Source organism: Flavivirga eckloniae (assembly GCF_002886045.1).
Lineage (GTDB): Bacteria > Bacteroidota > Bacteroidia > Flavobacteriales > Flavobacteriaceae > Flavivirga > Flavivirga eckloniae.
In genome coordinates this window covers 5,464,738-5,483,075 of sequence record NZ_CP025791.1, presented here as the reverse complement: position 1 = coordinate 5,483,075, position 18,338 = coordinate 5,464,738, and the positions used below count along the sequence as shown (strand labels likewise).

General features: G+C 38.4%; 3 protein-coding genes. All 3 read right to left on the bottom strand.

Features of this window, described 5'->3' with window-relative positions; genetic code table 11:
- Positions 1-359: 359 nt before the first annotated feature.
- The 3 genes from C1H87_RS22545 to C1H87_RS22535 all read right to left on the bottom strand — a co-directional run bounded on the left by C1H87_RS22545 (position 360) and on the right by C1H87_RS22535 (position 18,337).
- Positions 360-1,361 (bottom strand): PorP/SprF family type IX secretion system membrane protein, encoded by a 1,002-nt coding sequence (locus C1H87_RS22545; protein WP_102757989.1) that lies wholly within the window; start codon positions 1,359-1,361, stop codon positions 360-362.
- Between the two features lie 15 nt (positions 1,362-1,376).
- On the bottom strand, positions 1,377-15,254 hold the full coding sequence (locus C1H87_RS22540) for a T9SS type B sorting domain-containing protein (protein WP_102757988.1): 13,878 nt from the start codon (positions 15,252-15,254) through the stop codon (positions 1,377-1,379).
- A gap of 83 nt (positions 15,255-15,337) precedes the next feature.
- Positions 15,338-18,337, bottom strand: a complete 3,000-nt coding sequence (locus C1H87_RS22535; RefSeq protein ID WP_102757987.1) for a PorP/SprF family type IX secretion system membrane protein — start codon at positions 18,335-18,337, stop codon at positions 15,338-15,340.
- Between the last annotated feature and the right edge of the window lies 1 nt (position 18,338).

Sequence of the window (18,338 nt, the reverse complement as noted above, 5' to 3'; positions counted from 1 at the left end):
TATTTTTCCCTTAATTAAGTGTTATACCGATGGGTTTTAGAAAACTATACTTAATACAAACCTGATATGAATATGGGTGGCATTTTTAATGATTATTTATGTCGCCTTGCACCCATACAAAATATATTGTTGAAAATATAAAAAGATAAGAAGACTTACAGGACATTCTAAAGGTTTTTAAGGTCTTTTGAATAAAATGAAATATAATTCTTGAAGAATCTTAAAAACGCTCTTAAATGTGAAGAAATAGCTCTTTATAAAGAAAAGGGACTATCTGAAAAGTAATTTCTTTTTCAGATAGTCCCTGTTATGTTTTATAAAATGTAATTAAATTTTCTAAGGACAGGATTAATATATAATTAATGAACAGGACTTTGTGTACATGGACAATTACTAATACCACGTAAAAAGTCTAATCCTATAGTAACCATATGTGTTCCTGAATTAAAAGGAGAAAATGAATTCGTAGTTATTTGATAAGAGTAACCCATATAGAAAATGGACTTTTTGAAACCTACCATGGGACCAATATTTAAAGGCTTTAAAAATTGATCATTTAGGAAACGGTACGATATTCCAGCCCAATAATAATCTTCTCTTCTATTAAACTTTCTAAATTTAAAATTTATATCGGTACTTGATCTATTATCATTAGAAAACAATTGATAATAAACAGAGGGCTCGAATTCTAATCCACTCTTTTTAGGACCTCTAAATGTATATCCTGAGTATATTTGAAAGTTTAAAAGTAAATCCGGCTCTAGGGTTCTAATAACTTCATCTATATCTTTAGGCAAAACATTACTTGCATTAATACTAAAATAAAAACCTCTAAGTCTGTACAATAAACCTATATCAAAGTTATTATTAATGGTAGCCCTATCATCAGTAATATCTGAGCCAATATACACACCTGTATTTTGCTCAAAGCGTTGAAATTCTTCAACATCGATTCTAAAACTGTTTATATTATACGAAATACCAAACGATAAATACATTTTGGCATAATAATCTAAGATGAGATGATGAGCAAAGGAAAATTTGGCACCAGCCTGTCTGGTGAAGCCATTCCTATCATTATATAAAGACACGCCTATTCCAGAACGATCCGCTATTCTAAAATCGGAATAGAAAGATTGATTTCTTGGAGCGTCCTTAATACCTACCCATTGAGATAATCCATTGGCTCTAACTTTTAAATTATCTCCAATACCGGCGTAAGTAGGAGAAACAACAAAATTATTCTCTGCCAAATATTGTGTGTATATAGGTACGTGTAACTCTTGGCTATAGCTATTAGCTATAACCAAGAAACACATATATATAAATAGACTTTTCTTTTTAATTCCCTTTATAATCATAATCTCATATTTTCATTATCTATACAGTGTGAAATGATTAACAAATTCACGATCATCTTTTGGATCATTCAGTTTTAAAACATACCAATAATCACCTGTTGGAAGCTCTGAACCATTATATTTACCATCCCATTTATCTCCTACACCTAAGGTTGCTACTACACGACCATATCTATCAAAAACATCTACAGTAAGTTCTTTATACTGATCTGTACATCCTGGTCCCCATTCATCCATATCTCCATCACCGTTAGGAGTAAAGTAGTTAGATATACATACATCAATATATTCGAAATATCTCGTAGCTGTAGCCACACAACCATTTCTATCTGTAACGGTTACGGTATAATCTCCAGAAGCATAAATAATAAATCTGTCTGTGCTTCCATAAGGTTCATCGTTAAGTGTGAATTCATACGGTTCTAATCCTCCTGTAGCAACTGCTACAATCTCGTTTAGTTCTCCATCTTCTAAAGTAAGTGTTAATGGATCGATTTGAGTAATATCGAAAGTCTCCGAAACTTGCTCACAACCATTCGTATGTCTAGCATTCACAACATAATCTATACCAGCTGGCACATCTACAAACACATTACTTGCTTGATATGTTGCACCGCCATCTATAGAGTAATCTACATCTGTAGCGTTTGTTATACTTTCATCTATGGTTACTGTTACCGTATTGGTAGACAAGTTACCTGTACAACCATACTCTACAGACACCTCTGGGCTTATTGTAACCGATTCTGGTAAAGTAATAACCCATCTCGTCGGACAATCTACTGCATCTCGAACATAAACAGTATGCTCTCCTCCTGCTAACCCAGTGAAATCAAATTGCGTTTGGGCTGCTGTACCTGTTATATAAGGTCCATCTTGATCATCAATAGATACACTATATGGTAAAACACCACCAGTTATTTCAACACTAAATTCACCGTTCATATCTCCCGAACAAAGTTCTGGCATCTTTGAACCAGGAACCTCTGTTAAAAATACTGGAACTGGAGCTTCGATGATAATATCTTCAATAAACTCCGTACAACCTTGCGCATCATTCACAACAGCGCTATATGTTCCTGGTGGCAGATTCTCAAATGTAGATGTATCAAAAAATTGATCTAATCTATATGAAGTACCACCTCCATAAATCGCATACGTATACGGTGCCGTTCCTCCATTCGCAATTAACTCTAAGGTACCATCACCACTACCAGGACAAGTTACTGGAGTTGTTGCATAATCTGCTACAAATGGTGTTGCTGGTTGCGTAATCGTCACATATTCTGAATGACCAACGCAATCACCACTATCTATTCTTACTCTGTAAGTTCCTGCAACAAGACCATTGAAAACACCCGTGTTATTTTGGTTTAGAGGTGCTATGTTATTTCCTGATCCATCTTGTAGGGTGAAAATATAGTTACCTAAACCACCTTGGGCTGTTGCTATTATAGAACCTGTATCATCTCCATGACAACTAATAGTTGGATCATCAGAATCTAAATCAATAGTTAAAGGTATTAATGGTTCAACGTTTACTTCATTAGAAACATTCGAAATACAACCATTAGCATCCATCACATAATAAGCATGTGCTCCTGCAGTTACAGGGAATGTTACTGATCCTGCAAATGAGCCTAACGTTGTTACAAAATTAGGCGTATCGCTATAACTATATGGTGCTGTTCCTCCTGTAGCGCTTAATGTTAATGTAGCACTTGAAGTACAAGTTTCTCCAGAAGCCAATGCTAAAATTGGTTCTATTTCCGAAGGCTCGTTTATAATTATATTAGTTGAAGTACCACTACAATTAAATCCATCGGTTACAGTAACCGTATAAGTACCCGCTCCTAAATCGGTAAACACAGGGGACGCTTGAGGTCCTGATGACGACACTATAGGTGCAATCATGTTAAGCGTATATAAATAATTACTTCCTTGTCCGCCTACCGCACTTGCAGTTATTGAAGCTGTATTATCATTAAAACAAGTTAATAAAGTCGTACTCGGTGTTGCTGTAACAACAACTGGATCTGGAATTCTTAATTGTACAATAACGAAATCCTCACAACCTCTACTATCTCTTACGGTAACTGTATAATCACCTTGAGCTAATCCTGTAAAATCGGACACACTGCTAAATGCTGAAACTATACCTGATCCTGCTTCCTCTAATTGGAATTCATATGGTCCAGGCCATCCACCTACTGCTGTGGCAGAAATAGTTCCGTCATTATTACCAGCTACACAAGTAATTTCCGTATGGGTTTCTTGGATAGCTAAAGCTGCTGTTGGAGCAGTAATTGTAAAGTTTCTAACTACTGTACAGAACGGCGAATTTGTTAAATTGGCTGTTATAGTATATGTTCCCGCACCAAAATTTGACAATGTAACTGGTCCTGCATTAGGTACTGAACCTGAAGTAACAGGAGCTCCTAAAGCATCAACGATGCTGTAATTGAACGGTCCAGATTCATCAGTTGGTAATGGCGACCTATCTATCAAGGTCACATTAACACTTCCATCTGTTCCTGATAAACATGTTACGTCAACAACAGAATCTATAGTAAGATCGAAAGTATTCGGATCTGTCACATAATGTGTTGTTTGAAGACTACAACCTGTATCTAAATTTGTTGCTGTTACGTAGTAGTTTCCTATTGGTAACCCTAAGAATACTCCAGTAGTATTAGTTTGACTGTATACACCTCCTATTGTGGCTCCTACAACATCTTCTACAGTATATTCTAAATTAGCTGGTACACCTCCACTACTTGTTACCGATACGGTAATATCCTCATCGTTAGTACAAGTCATTGGGTTATCTATAGTAATATCTACAGTGTCTATATTTATGAATGGTAAAATAGTTTCTGTTGTTGTACCAACACAACCATTATTATCATAAACATTTATTGTATAGGTACCTCCTAACAAGTCAGACTCTACAAATACATTGTTTGTACCTGACTGCATGGTTATACCTCCTCTTATAAATTCGTAAGTTGTATATGTACCAGAACCTCCTACTGCGCTATCTACAGTAATAGAAGCAAAGTTCGGTGTGTTTACACCAGCATTACAATTATATTGTACTGCTGATACAGTTGGTACTACAATATTTGGTTCACCTACTGTTTCTAATCTATCGGCGAAACATCCTCTACCAGAGGTTACACGTACAGTATAAGTTCCTGTTGCTAACCCTGGGAAAATATTTGAGTTTTGAGGCGCAACTACAATAGGCGCTGTTATCTCGTAGGTATAAACCGGATTGTCATTACTTACCGGTAAGTTTACAGTAATTACGCCATCACTACCGCCATTACAAGTTACATTGGTAGGAGTGGTTGTAAATGTTACTGGTGTTGCTGCCGACAATGTTACTGAAGCTGTATTTGTACACGTCGTAACGATATCGGTTATAGTAACGGTATAAGTTCCTGCTGGTACACCGGAAATTACATTAGTTGCTATACTTACTGATCCTGGCATCGGACTTATACTATATGTATAATTACCCGCTCCTGAACCACCTATTGGTGTTACTGTAATTTCTCCATCATCATTAGTACAGCTAGGTAATGCCGTTATAGCAGGCGTTAAATCTAAAGGTTCGTAAACCGTCACCGGAGTGCTTGTTGCTGTACAACCATTCGCATCCCTTACAGTTACTGTATATGTTCCTGCTGCGGATACTGTAAATGTTCCACCTGCCTGGAAACTAATACCATCAATAGAATATTCTAATGGTAATACACCTGAACTACCTGTTATTGCAAAAGTAAATGAATCTGATCCAACACATGTTGCCATGGCTGGTGCTGTTACTGTTGGTAACGGATCGTTTATTATAGTAACAGTTTCGAATACTGGGGTTTGCGTACAGTTATTAGCATCTAAAACATATACATCCCAACTTAAATCTGCTCCTAAGTTTGTATCGACTGTTATAACATTATTTGGTCCATATGCTGCTGGTCCCGGAGCTGCTGCTCCTGATACAACTGCTGCATAAGTATAAGGTCCAGTTCCACCCGTTGTCGTAACCGTTATCTGTGAGTTAAAATTAGTACAGAATACATTGGTTGCTGTAGCTGTGAACGATAAAGGGTTTGCTGGTTCTCTTACTGGTACCATAAATGAATCTATACACCCTGTATCTTCATCTGTAACATTTAAAGTATAATTTCCTGCTGTTAAACCAGGGAACGTTACTGTTGTTACTGATTGACCAACTACTGCCGGTGCTCCATTAAACACATAGGTATAATTTCCTGAGAAACCTCCAATTGTAAATGTTACAGCTCCATCTGAACCTCCATTACAGCTAACATCATTATCTGCAGCTCCTGTAACGGTAATATTTGTTACCGGATTTGCGGTAAACGATTCTGTATAATAACACCCATTGGCATCTCTTACTTCAAATACATAAGGGATGTTTGGTGACAATCCTGGAAATAGATTTGAGTTTTGATATGCAGTTGTTGAAGGTGATGTCATTCTATATTCTAAGACACCTACACCTCCTGTAGCTGTTAAGGTCACATCGCTTGTTGACACTAAACAAGTTACTGGTGTTGCGTTAAAATCTAAATCTGTTGGTGGATCTAGTGCCGTTATAACTACTGAACCTGAAACAGTACACCCTTGGGCATCCATTACCGTATAATTAACGGTTTGATTTACTCCAGTATCATTTACGCTTAACGTATTTGTTGCACTAAATGCAGATCCGTTAAAACTAAACTGGTATGGAGCAGTTCCTGTTCCTGGAGTGGCCGTTACTGTTACTAGAGCCGGTTGGTATGCATTTGAAGGGCTACAAGTTAACGGTGGTGCTACTGCAGACGTTGCTGCTAAAACTAATGGCTCAGATAGTGTAACTGTACCATTATCTTCACAGCCTTTACTATCTCTTACTACATATGGGTATACAATGTTTGCACTTAACCCTGTGTATAATACTTGCGTAGTAAACGGACTTCCGTTAAAACTATAGGTATAAGTTCCCGTACCACTCGTAGCACTTATTTGTACCGATCCGTTCGTTCCTCCATTACAAGTAGGATCGATTGGTGTTACGCTAGCTATTGGGTTCGTTATTAAGTTAACAGTCGCACTTGTGTTTACTGGACATCCTTGTGAATCCGTTATTCTAAAATCATATGTTCCTGCGGTTGCAGCTGTATATGTGAATGTAGCTCCTACTGGCGCCGGTAACACCGGATTATAAGTAACTCCTGCATCTGTTGAGACCAAATAAGTTGTATATATACCGGTTCCTCCAGATATAGTCACATCAATATCAGCTTCTACTGGTAAAGAACACGTTAACTCTTTGGATACATTTGCATTGGCCAACAATTGCGGCTCTACTACGTATGGTATTGAAGCCTCACAGCCATTAACATCTCTTATAGTTAATGTATATGTTCCCGGAGCATTAATTACAAAAGTATCGCTCGCTTGGAAACCACTACCAGTACTATAAGACAATGGTCCTGCTGCGGTTCCAGTTCCTTCTACTAAGGTAATATTAAAAGGAGTACCATCATAACATTGCTGAGCAACTGGGTTAATTGTTGGAGATGTTTGATGCGTCACATTAACAGTAATCATATCAGGACAACCATTTGCATCTCTAACATAGATATCCCAAACTAAATCTGCTCCCGAATTTGTATCAACCGTTATAACATTACTAGGGCCATAAGCCGCTAAAGCTGGAGCTCCTGCACCATTTATAACTGCCGCATAAGTATAAGGTCCCGTACCTCCTCTTGTTGTAAGAGTTATTTGCGCACCTGCATTACAGTTTGAAGGCACTTGGCTCGAAACTGCTGTGGCAACCGGTTGTGCCGGTTGAGTAATTTCAAAGGTATGTGTCGCAGCACAAAGTGTTCCTGTTGCTTCTCTAGCTTCTAAAACATAATTACCTGGTGGCAAAGCAGAAATGGTATGTGATACCGGTCCTCCTGCTGGTCCAACCAACGTTCCGTTTACAGGAGTTGGTAACGGTAATAACGTTAGTGCATTTAATAATTGATAATCAATATTTGTAACTGTTCCATCATAACTTTCAACAGTAAACGCAAATGTTCCATCATCAGCTCCATTACAAGTTACATTGGTTGTTGCTGTACCCGATATAGCTATAGTAGATGGTGGTGGTGGTGTTGTTCTTTCTAAAACAAAAATACAATTATTAGCATCTCTTACTTGTAAAAAGTACGTTACATTATGTAATAAACCTGTAAAAGTGAAATTAGCCGGTCCAACTACTTCAGGCTGCCCTACAATCGAATAATTATAAGGTGCTGTTCCCCCTACTGTATTAACCTGAATATCTACTCCAGTAGCACAGTTATTTGAATCTACAGCGGTAGTAAAATTCAAATCGGGTGTTGTATTAATTCTTATAGGACCACTGTTGAATTCACAACCTCTGGCATCTACAACTCTAACATAATAATCTCCAAAGTTTAAGCCTCCAAAAGTATGTGTTGGTGTTATAGGGGCAGAACCTTCTGTATGTGTTGCAATTTGTGTAAATGTATTGTCGAATAAGGTATAAGTATAATTCGCAGTACCTCCTGAATTTACAAAAACTTCAATCCTTCCTAGCGTTGGTACATTACCTGCACATGTTAATCCAAATTCCTGAATATCAACATCAATTATTGGCGGGTCAATCAATGTTACAGGTCCTGTTGTAGTACATTCTAATCTATCTCTTACTACATAATTATAAGTACCTGCACCTAAACCTCCAAATACATTGTTAGATACAAAAGTAGCACCTCCATCTATACTATAAGTGAAAGGAGGTACACCTGCTGTGGCTGTTAAAGTAATAGAACCATCTGTTGAACCATTACATGTAGGGTCAACTTGAGCATCTGTAGCGGCCACTGGAACAATAGCATCAACAGTGATTTCATTGGTTATAACCGTACAAGTACCACTAGTTATGTTTGTATCTGTTATTCTAAACTCATATGTTCCTGCTGCATTAGCTGTATAAGTAAATGACGCGCCTACTGGTGCCGGTAATACCGGTACGTAAGCAGCTCCGTTTATAGAAACTTCATATGCTGTATAATTTGCATTACCTCCAGATATAGCCACATTAATAGTAGCATCTGGTGACGCCGTACAATCTAAACCTTTTGTTAAAGTAGCATTTGCTTGTAATTGAGGATCAACAACATATGGTGTTGTGACCTCACAACCATTACCGTCTCTTATTGTTAAGGTATACGTTCCTGGTGTTGCAATTGTAAAATTCGGACTTGCCTGGAATCCACTACCAATACTATATGATGGTAAACCAACTGACACTGTTCCTGATAAACTAATATTAATAGGACTTCCTGTAAAACACTGCTGTGCTACCGGGTTTATTGTTGGTAATGGGTCGTTAGTAACTGTAACAGTCCTGAATACCGGAGTGGCCGTACAACCATTGGCATCTAACACATAGACATCCCAATTTAAGTCAGTTCCTCCATTAGTATCAACTGTTATAACGTTATTTGGTCCATACGCTGCTGGTACCGGAGCTGCTGCTCCAGATACAACTACCGCATAGGTATAAGGTCCGGTTCCACCTGATGCGGTAACCGTTATTTGCGAGTTAAAATTAGTACAGAATACATTTGTTCCTATTGCTGTAAACGATAACGGATTAGCTGGTTCTCCAACTGGCACCATAAATGAATCCGTACATCCCGTATCTTCATCTGTAACATCTAAAGTATAATTTCCTGCTGTTAAACCAGGGAACGTTACTGTTGCTGCAGATTGACCTACTACAGCCGGCGCTCCATTAAGTACATAGGTATAATTTCCTGAGAAACCTCCAATTGTAAATGTTACGGCTCCGTCTGATCCTCCATTACAGCTAACATTGCTATCTAAAGTTCCTGTTACTGCGATATTGATTACCGGGTCTATGGTAAGTGATTCGGAATAATAACACCCATTGGCATCTCTTACTTGAAATATATACGTGGTGCTTGGCGCCAATCCTGTAAATACATTTGAACCTTGATATGGTGTAGCAGCTGGCGATACTATTCTATATTCTAAAGCACCTGCACCCCCTGTTGCTGTTAAGGTTACATCACTTGTTAACGCTAAACAGGTTACTGGTGTGGCAACAAAGCTTAAATCTGTTGGCGGGTCTAGTGCCGTTACGACTACTGAACCTGAAACAGTACACCCTTGGGCATCCATTACTGTGTAATTAATCGTTTGATCTACTCCTGTATCATTTACGCTTAACGTATTTGTTGCACTAAATGCAGATCCGTTAAAACTGAATTGGTACGGGGCTGTTCCCGTTCCTGCTGTAGCAGTTACGGTTACTGTAGCCGGTTGATTCGTATTTGAAGGGCTACAACTTAACGGTGGGGCTACTGCTGCTGTTGCTGCTAAGACCGATGGTTCGTTTAAAGTTGCTGTACCACTAAAAATACATTGATTGGCATCTCTTACTTCGTAGTTATATGTTCCTGCAGCTAAGCCTGAATATAATACTTGTGTTGTAAAAGGACTTCCATTAAAACTATATGTATAAGAACCTGCACCGCCAGAGGCTGTTATTTGCACAGATCCATTTGATAATCCATTACAAGTTGGATCAACTTCTGTTACAGAAGCTGTTGGGTTTGATATGGCATTAATCGTAATAACATTAGATTCTGCCGTACATCCTAACGCATCGGTAACTCTAAATCTGAAATCTCCAGAATTCGCTGTTAAAGATACGAATGGTAGTACACCATATGTAATTGGTGTATACGCTCCCGAGTTAAAGGATCTCTCTAAAGTATAAGGTGGTGTTCCTCCACTAATGTTACCAGTTATTGCGGCATCTGGTGTAGCCGAACAATCCAGACCTTTTGTTAGTGCTGTACTTATTGTTAATTGTGGAGCTATGGTTTGCGTTAGTGCTGCAGGAATAGTACATCCGTTAGCATCTCTTACCATAACATTATAGCTGCCTGGAGTTAAATTGGTAAATGTATTATTAGCTCCAAACGGACCACTATTTAAACTATATTCATAAGGTGCTAGTCCTCCTGATGCTGTTACAACAATAGTTGATGCATTTGTAGTATCGTAACATAAATCTGATGTTGCATCTATTGTAGCTGTTGGATTTGTTGGGGCAGCTATATTTAATGTTGTACTTGAGTCTGCCGTACAATTATTAGAGTCTGTTACTCTTATAATATAATCTCCTGGAGAAACATTATTTAAAACGCCACTGGCAGGGAAGTTAAAAACAAGATTTAATGTAGCCGCATCTAATAATTCATACGAATATGCAGGTGTACCACCATTAGCTGTGGCTGTTACGGTAGATCCAACAAGACATGTTACCGGTGTTGCAGAAGCATTAACTCCTAATAATGCCGGTGCATTTATATCTTGTGAAAATGTGTCCATACAGATTGGTGGGGTACTATCATAACGTACCAAGACATCATAAGTACCAGCCGTTAAACCTGTAATTGTATGAGGTGATGTTAATTGGGTATTCCAAGTTGTTCCATTATCTGTAGAATATTCGAATCCGATTGCTGGATCGAAATTTTGTGCTGCAATAGTAATGGTTCCGTCGCTTGCTCCCAAACAAGTAACATCTGTAGCATTTGTTATTTGAGATGTAAATGCATTATTAGAATCTATTACAAAAGGAAAGTTTACTTCTGTAATACAACTTACTGGCATTTGAAACACTCTAATATCATCTATAGCAACATCGTTTCCATTGGTTTCCTGTATATTAGACCTTACTATAAACCTTAAGGTTGTATTGGCACCCGGATCTAAAGTTATTGGAGTTTTTGGGTAATTTTCCCATACTCCAGACTTTGGTATTCTTCCTGTACTAAATGAGGATATTTCCGTACCGGTTCCATCTATCAGTGCCACAGTTAAATCTGGGTCGGCTATACCAGAACCTGGACCAACTATATTAATGGCAAAAAATTCTACATTAATAGGCTGATTTGGAATAATATCACTTATAGTTTTTTCATATAAAATTGCAGATGTGGGTATTTGGTCTCCGATATTAACCGCCAAATATCTTCCATTCGGAGTTGGTGGTGTTGTAGGAGGTGTATGATCTACCGGATTAATCCACGTACCAAAAGGATGTAATATACTGGAAGTTACAGAATAATCACCATCGTTAATAGATGGACTACCCTTACATTGTGTTGCCGCTACTTGTCGTTCAAAGCAATAAAATGTCGTGTTAATTCCTGGAGATGTCGTGTCCGCTCCATAACCAAAATCCTCATTTAATAAATTACTAAAAGAAGGCACTGTCAATAAGTTATATTGCACAGTAATATTGTGAGGCCCATTAGGTACATTTAAAAATACTCGAGGGTCTGTTGTATTCGGGTTTGGAACACCATCCAATAAATAGGTGTACTGGTATGTTGGCCCTCCCGTATTGTTAACGACCACTGTACTTGTTGCGGTTCCATCACAATTATAATCAGGGTTACTAACCGTTATTGTTGGAGGTACTGGTTCTGGATCTAAAATAATTTCCGGCATGGCATAAATACAACCGCTAGCATCTCTAATATATAAGGTATAAGTTCCCGGCATTACATAAGCCTCGTTTGTACCCACCCAAGTTGCCTGATTATCAAAACTATACTCGTAAGGAGGTGTTCCTCCTTGAGGATTCGTAATACGTAATCTTCCTTCTCCAGAAGGACCACAACCTGCTAATTCCGATACACCACTTGACGCGGTTAAAGCCTCGTTTGGCGCATCTATTGTAATATCTTGAGCTGTGCTTAAACAATCAACTCCACCTAATGAATATCTAATCATAGCCTGATACGTTCCACCGCTAAGGTTAGAAAATGTTGGATTAGATACAAAAGTGGCTCCATTATCTATACTATATGCTATGGTATACCCATTAGCATTAGTTACATTAAATACTATTTGTCCGTTATCACTGTAACATAAAATATCTGTTTCAGTAACGGTATAAACAGGAGGGGCTATTGGATCTACTGTTATTGATGTTGTTGTAGAACAGTTATTGTTGTCTACCACAGTAATATTATATACGCCTCCCGGATCTAATACTTCTACTCTTGGATCGAGTTGAAAATTAGGATCACCATTAATATAATAGAAATAAGGAGTTGTACCACCTTGGGCAGATATAGTAATCTCACCACTTCCACAAGTTAAAGGCCTTGTTATTGCAACAGTAGCCTCCAACAAGTCTGGCTCAACAATATCGATACTTCCTGTATAGGCACAACCATCGTCTGTAGATACATTTATGGTATATGTTCCTGCATTTAAGTTAGAAAACGTATAATCTCCAGCAGCTATAGGGCCTACACTATTTATTATGGTTCCACTACTATTGGAAATTGAATAGTAATATTGTGGACGAACATCGTTAGCTGCTACTAAAACGCTTCCTTGTCCGCCATGACATAATGGCTGGGTAATAGCTGTAGTAACAGTAAAGTTTCTTTCTCTTATTTGAATATTTGGTACTGTAAAAATACAAGGGTTAGGCGTTACACCAATTTGTCTAATATAAACGGTGTATACACCTGGTGTATTAATAGCAAAAACATTACTAGGTTGGTAAGTTGCATTATCTAAACTATACTCGTAACCACTAGGCACATCCCCTATAACAATTTCGCCTGGGGTTGTACAAATAATGTCACTATGTGTTTCTGTTGGTAACAATTCATTCTCGTAAACATTGAAATAGAATAGATTACGACAACCACCAGTATAATTTAATATAAGCCTGTATTGTCCTGGAGAATCTACCAAATAGTCGGGACCCGTTCCTACTTGACCCCAGTTACAAACAGGATCTTCGTTAGGGCAATTAATATTGGTAACCGCTGTACAACTGGATTCATCTAATCGGTACCAGATTATGGAATCGGCATCGGTAATATTTGTATCGATAAACGTTGTATCGCTAGCACCACACATAAATATGTTGGGCATTAGTGTTCCGCCATTAGGACATTGAACTACTTGATCTGCAAATGGAATTACTGGGTTAGTAACACCAGCTCCAAAGGTTATCACGTTAAATACCTGATCGATAGATTGACATGGCGCTGTAGCTGTGTTATGTACATAATAAGTTCCCGGAGCTGTGGCTGGATACGTTTGTTGATTCCAAATAACTGGTCCTGTTGGACTAGTTCGCCACTCATAACTATCATAATCGTCACCTGCTACTAAATCGATACTACTACCACAGAGTATTACGTCTTCTTCGAACGTACAACTAATGTCTGCTAAGAAATTAGTGGCTCCTGGCGTTAATAAACAGGCTGTATTAGTGCTAAAACTTGGATCGTCTGATATAACGAACAATGGGTTCATTGTTCCTCTATATGTTGAAAATGCTTGGTTGCTTACAATATTATCACATGCATTATTTAATAAACTACATTCTCTTACTACAGTAACTCTAAATCGAATTTCCAATACCGGATCATTCTCTTCAATCACGGAATCGTCCACTCTAAAAACAATCTCCCTTGTTGCCGGAGTATAGCTTTGTACTGTAACTCCCGGAGGCAATAAGCCCATATCTGCAGGATAATCGAATACAATATTCCTAGGAAGTACATCTCTAATAGTTAAGTCTGTAGCATCGTCATTCCCTGAATTATGAAAACCTATAACATAATTTAGTTCTTCTCCAAGACCAACTAATTGTCCTCCAATATCATTACCTGATGGATCTTCAACTGTTTTAGTAAGTATTATATTTGGTGCTATTATATCAACAGAAAAAGCGAAAAAATACGGAAAATAAGTATCCTGATCTGTTTCTAAACGAACTACAGCACTTGTGTCATCATTATCAATAACATCATTATTGGCATTTAACACATCTATAATACCTGTATCGAACCCTAGAGTATTGGCACTACTGGGCTGTCTGGGAAATGTACTACTTACCGTACTATTAAAAAAGTTATTACGACCTCGAGAGGCATCAAATAATCTATTCCCATTAATCCTTAAACGGTCCCGAGTAAGCGTTCTATCCCCTTCTAAAGCAGCAAAAGCAAATTTTGCTCTAACCGGAGCAGGGGCTGGAACTGTTCTAAATCCTGAAATGGGAACATCTAGTGTACTATTATTAACTGCACTCATGGCGCTAAAACCATCAAAACTGGTGATAGACTTACCTGTTAACGATGGGTCTTCGTAAACTATATATAAAGACCATCCAGCCGAATGACCTGTACGATTACCAAAAAGCCTTGATCTTCCTTGAGCGGAAGATACATTGGCTACTGTATATGTACCTATATTACTCGGCAATGCTCTTACTATATTAGTTACATCTGCATAACAAGCATAAGGAAAACTCCTACCACCATCTACCGACGATCCGCCTGCTTCGAAAATAATATCGTCTGCAATAATATCATGATACACACCATTGGGTCCACTCATTCTTACGTTCGAAATAGACTCTGTACCTGGGTTAACAGCACTCCAATAAAGCCCGGCATATACAATTTGATAACAGTTTGCAGGACTATTAATTTGTAAATTTGCACTGGAAGAACTAAACGTTGATCCATCCGAATCGATGTCAATATACCTCATATCGACATTATCGTTAGACTCAGTGACATCATTGAAATCGTTATTGCTAGGCCCCAAAATGTTATTCCCTATCAAAATCATGTCTCCTTTTATATCTCTATCGAATCTAGGAGATTTCGTGGCACTTGAAAAGGGCACGTAATTTTGGGCAAATAACTGCATGCTGAACAGGATCAGCAATACAATAAGTTCGGTTTTAAAAATAGTAGGTTTTTTCATAATAGTTTATATTTGATGCTCCTTCATCTTCACGGGCATAATCAGATAAAGCATAGCTAGGGTGTTAGTTTTGTTACATATTTTTAATTTTCTATCTTAACCATAGACATTTTTCCATTATACGGTTTATTTCCTTTAGCTTCTAAAGCTCTTCTAGCTTGTTCTACACTACTAAACTTCTCATAATAAATAAAGTATTTACTAGTACTTTCATCGTAGAAGAAGTTAACATTCGACTGTCCGGCAGCTACCGTTTTCTCTACAAATTCATTTCTCTTATCAACATTGCTGTGTACGGCTATTACTAAATAATAACCACTTTCTGTATTCTTAATATCCTTCACAATTTGTATGTTGCTACTCTGTTCTTCTCCAAAATCAAAATCTTCTTCTTTAAGTGGCACGCTACTTACAGGAGTTGTTTCCTTAATTCTGTTTAATGCAGCCATATCTTTAGAATATCTAGCATCGGCATTGTCGTAAGCTGCACGTTTAATTCTTCGTTTTCTCTCTATTTCTGTAGCTATCTTAATTTTTTCCAATGACGCCATTAAATCTTTTCTAGATTTTAAAGCATTTAATTGCTCCGTTTTTAATCTTTCAATTGTTTTCAATTTAATTGGATCAATCGAATTGTTATATTGTTTTTCTAATGCTGCAATTTTTTCATCTCGTGTTTTAATTACACCATCAAGTTCAGATTTTAAGGATTCTAAAGCAGCATTTTCTGCACTTATACTCTTAAATGGTCTTGGTGCCTTAAAAATTCCTTTTTCACCTAAATCATTTTCTTCTTTTAAATCCTTAAGGTCTTTGTCTCTGCTTGCTACTGTTTCAGTTAATCTTGTTAATAAATCATTCATTGATTTGGTAACGTCGTCAACTGGTGTTACAACTTGTGCTTCTGCAGCAGCTTTAGCTCTTGCCTCTTCTTCTGCTTTAGCTTTAGCGGCAGCTTCTGCAGCGGCTTTGGCTCTTGCCTCTTCTTCTGCCTTGGCTTTAGCGGCAGCTTCTGCAGCGGCTTTGGCTCTTGCTTCTTCTTCTGCCTTGGCTTTAGCGGCAGCGGCAGCTTCTGCAGCGGCCTTGGCTCTTGCCTCTTCTTCTGCTTTAGCTTTAGCGGCAGCTTCTGCAGCGGCCTTGGCTCTTGCTTCTTCTTCTGCTTTGGCTTTAGCGGCAGCTTCTGCAGCGGCCTTGGCTCTTGCCTCTTCTTCTGCTTTAGCTTTAGCGGCAGCTTCTGCAGCAGCTTTGGCTCTTGCTTCTTCTTCTGCCTTGGCTTTAGCGGCGGCGGCAGCTTCTGCAGCGGCTTTGGCTCTTGCCTCTTCTTCTGCCTTGGCTTTAGCGGCAGCTTCTGCAGCAGCTTTGGCTCTTGCTTCTTCTTCTGCTTTGGCTTTAGCGGCAGCTTCTGCAGCAGCTTTGGCTCTTGCCTCTTCTTCTGCCTTGGCTTTAGCGGCGGCGGCTTCTGCAGCGGCTTTGGCTCTTGCCTCTTCTTCCGCTTTAGCTTTAGCGGCAGCTTCTGCAGCGGCCTTAGCTCTGGCATCTTCTTCTGCTTTAGCTTTAGCGGCAGCTTCTGCAGCGGCCTTAGCTCTGGCATCTTCTTCTGCTTTGGCTTTAGCGGCAGCTTTGGCTCTTGCTTCTTCTTCTGCCTTGGCTTTAGCGGCGGCGGCTTCTGCAGCGGCTTTGGCTCTTGCCTCTTCTTCCGCTTTAGCTTTAGCGGCAGCTTCTGCAGCGGCCTTAGCTCTTGCTTCTTCTTCCGCTTTAGTTTTAGCGGCAGCTTCTTCAGCGGCCTTAGCTCTGGCATCTTCTTCTGCTTTGGCTTTGGCGGCAGCTTCTGCAGCAGCCTTTGCTCTTGCTTCTTCTTCTGCCTTGGCTTTGGCGGCAGCTTCTGCAGCAGCCTTAGCTCTTGCTTCTTCTTCTGCCTTGGCTTTGGCAGCAGCTTCTTGGGCTCTTACCCTTTCCTCTGCTCTTCTTATTCTTTCTGCAGCGGCTTTTGCTTTTGCTTCTTTAGCAGCTTTAGCCCTTGCTTCAGCTTCTGCTTTTACTTGAGCAGGTGTTTTTCTTACTACAGGTTTATTAGAAACTGGTGTTTTTCGCCTAGTCGTAGGCCTTCTTTTTGTTCGTTTCTCTGGCATGATCAATGAGGTTTCTTCATCGTCACCACTATACCTGTATCTATATCTATTTTTAAATTTATAAGCTAAAGTAATATCATGGGAGTTACCAAAATCTGATAAATTTCCCATGGCCTTTTCATAATTGTACTCTATAGAAAATTGAGAACTTATATTTAAACCAACACCCCCAGATATTCCATATAAAGTATTATAGCCTAATTGCGCCCAAATACCTTTAGGAACAGTTAGCATGGCTATTCCAGAAATAACGGTTTTTTCTTTTTTAAATTCCGATCTAATTAATCCTGTAAATTTACTTTCATCAAAAAAATCGCGACTGTTTACATATCCAGTATACATGGCATGTGCTTGAATACCTTGCTCTGGGTTTTCCTGAACCAGTTCAGATCCGTTTATATTATATAGAAAAACATTATTAAGAGATATTCCAAAATCTACAAAACCAGTTCCGTAATTTATTCCCGGGTTTATCGTTACTAAAGAATTTGAAGGTATGTTATCTAATGTACTCTCCTGAGTATTAGTAACTACTTTACCTTCATTTAAACCACTTCTATAGAATCCCACGTTGGCTCCAAAAGTTAAATTGCTATATCTGTCTAAAACAACGTTATAGGCAAAATTTAAAATACCACCAAAGGTGGTTAATACGCCATAATTTTGTTGAAATACTCCAACTCCAACTCCAATATTTTCCCTAAATCGTCCGGAATACCCAAATAGTAATGTTTGCGGCGCATCATCAAACTGCGCCCATTGTCTTTTGTTATTAATGCTAATATATTTGTTCTGTTCTCTTACAAAACTAAAGGTTGGGTTTATGGCATATCTATTAAACTTTAAAGAATTTCTAACAGGTAGCACAAACGAAACAACCCCGCCTTCTTCTTGAGCGTGGAATATTTGCGTAAAACAAAAAAATAAAACTATATGTAGCAGATATTTCCTCATG

What these genes read in the sequence shown, in the direction of transcription:
- C1H87_RS22545 (WP_102757989.1), bottom strand. Translation starts at nt 1,361, where the DNA reads ATGATTATAAAGGGAATTAAAAAGAAAAGTCTATTTATATATATGTGT.
- C1H87_RS22540 (WP_102757988.1), bottom strand. Translation starts at nt 15,254, where the DNA reads ATGAAAAAACCTACTATTTTTAAAACCGAACTTATTGTATTGCTGATC.
- C1H87_RS22535 (WP_102757987.1), bottom strand. Translation starts at nt 18,337, where the DNA reads ATGAGGAAATATCTGCTACATATAGTTTTATTTTTTTGTTTTACGCAA.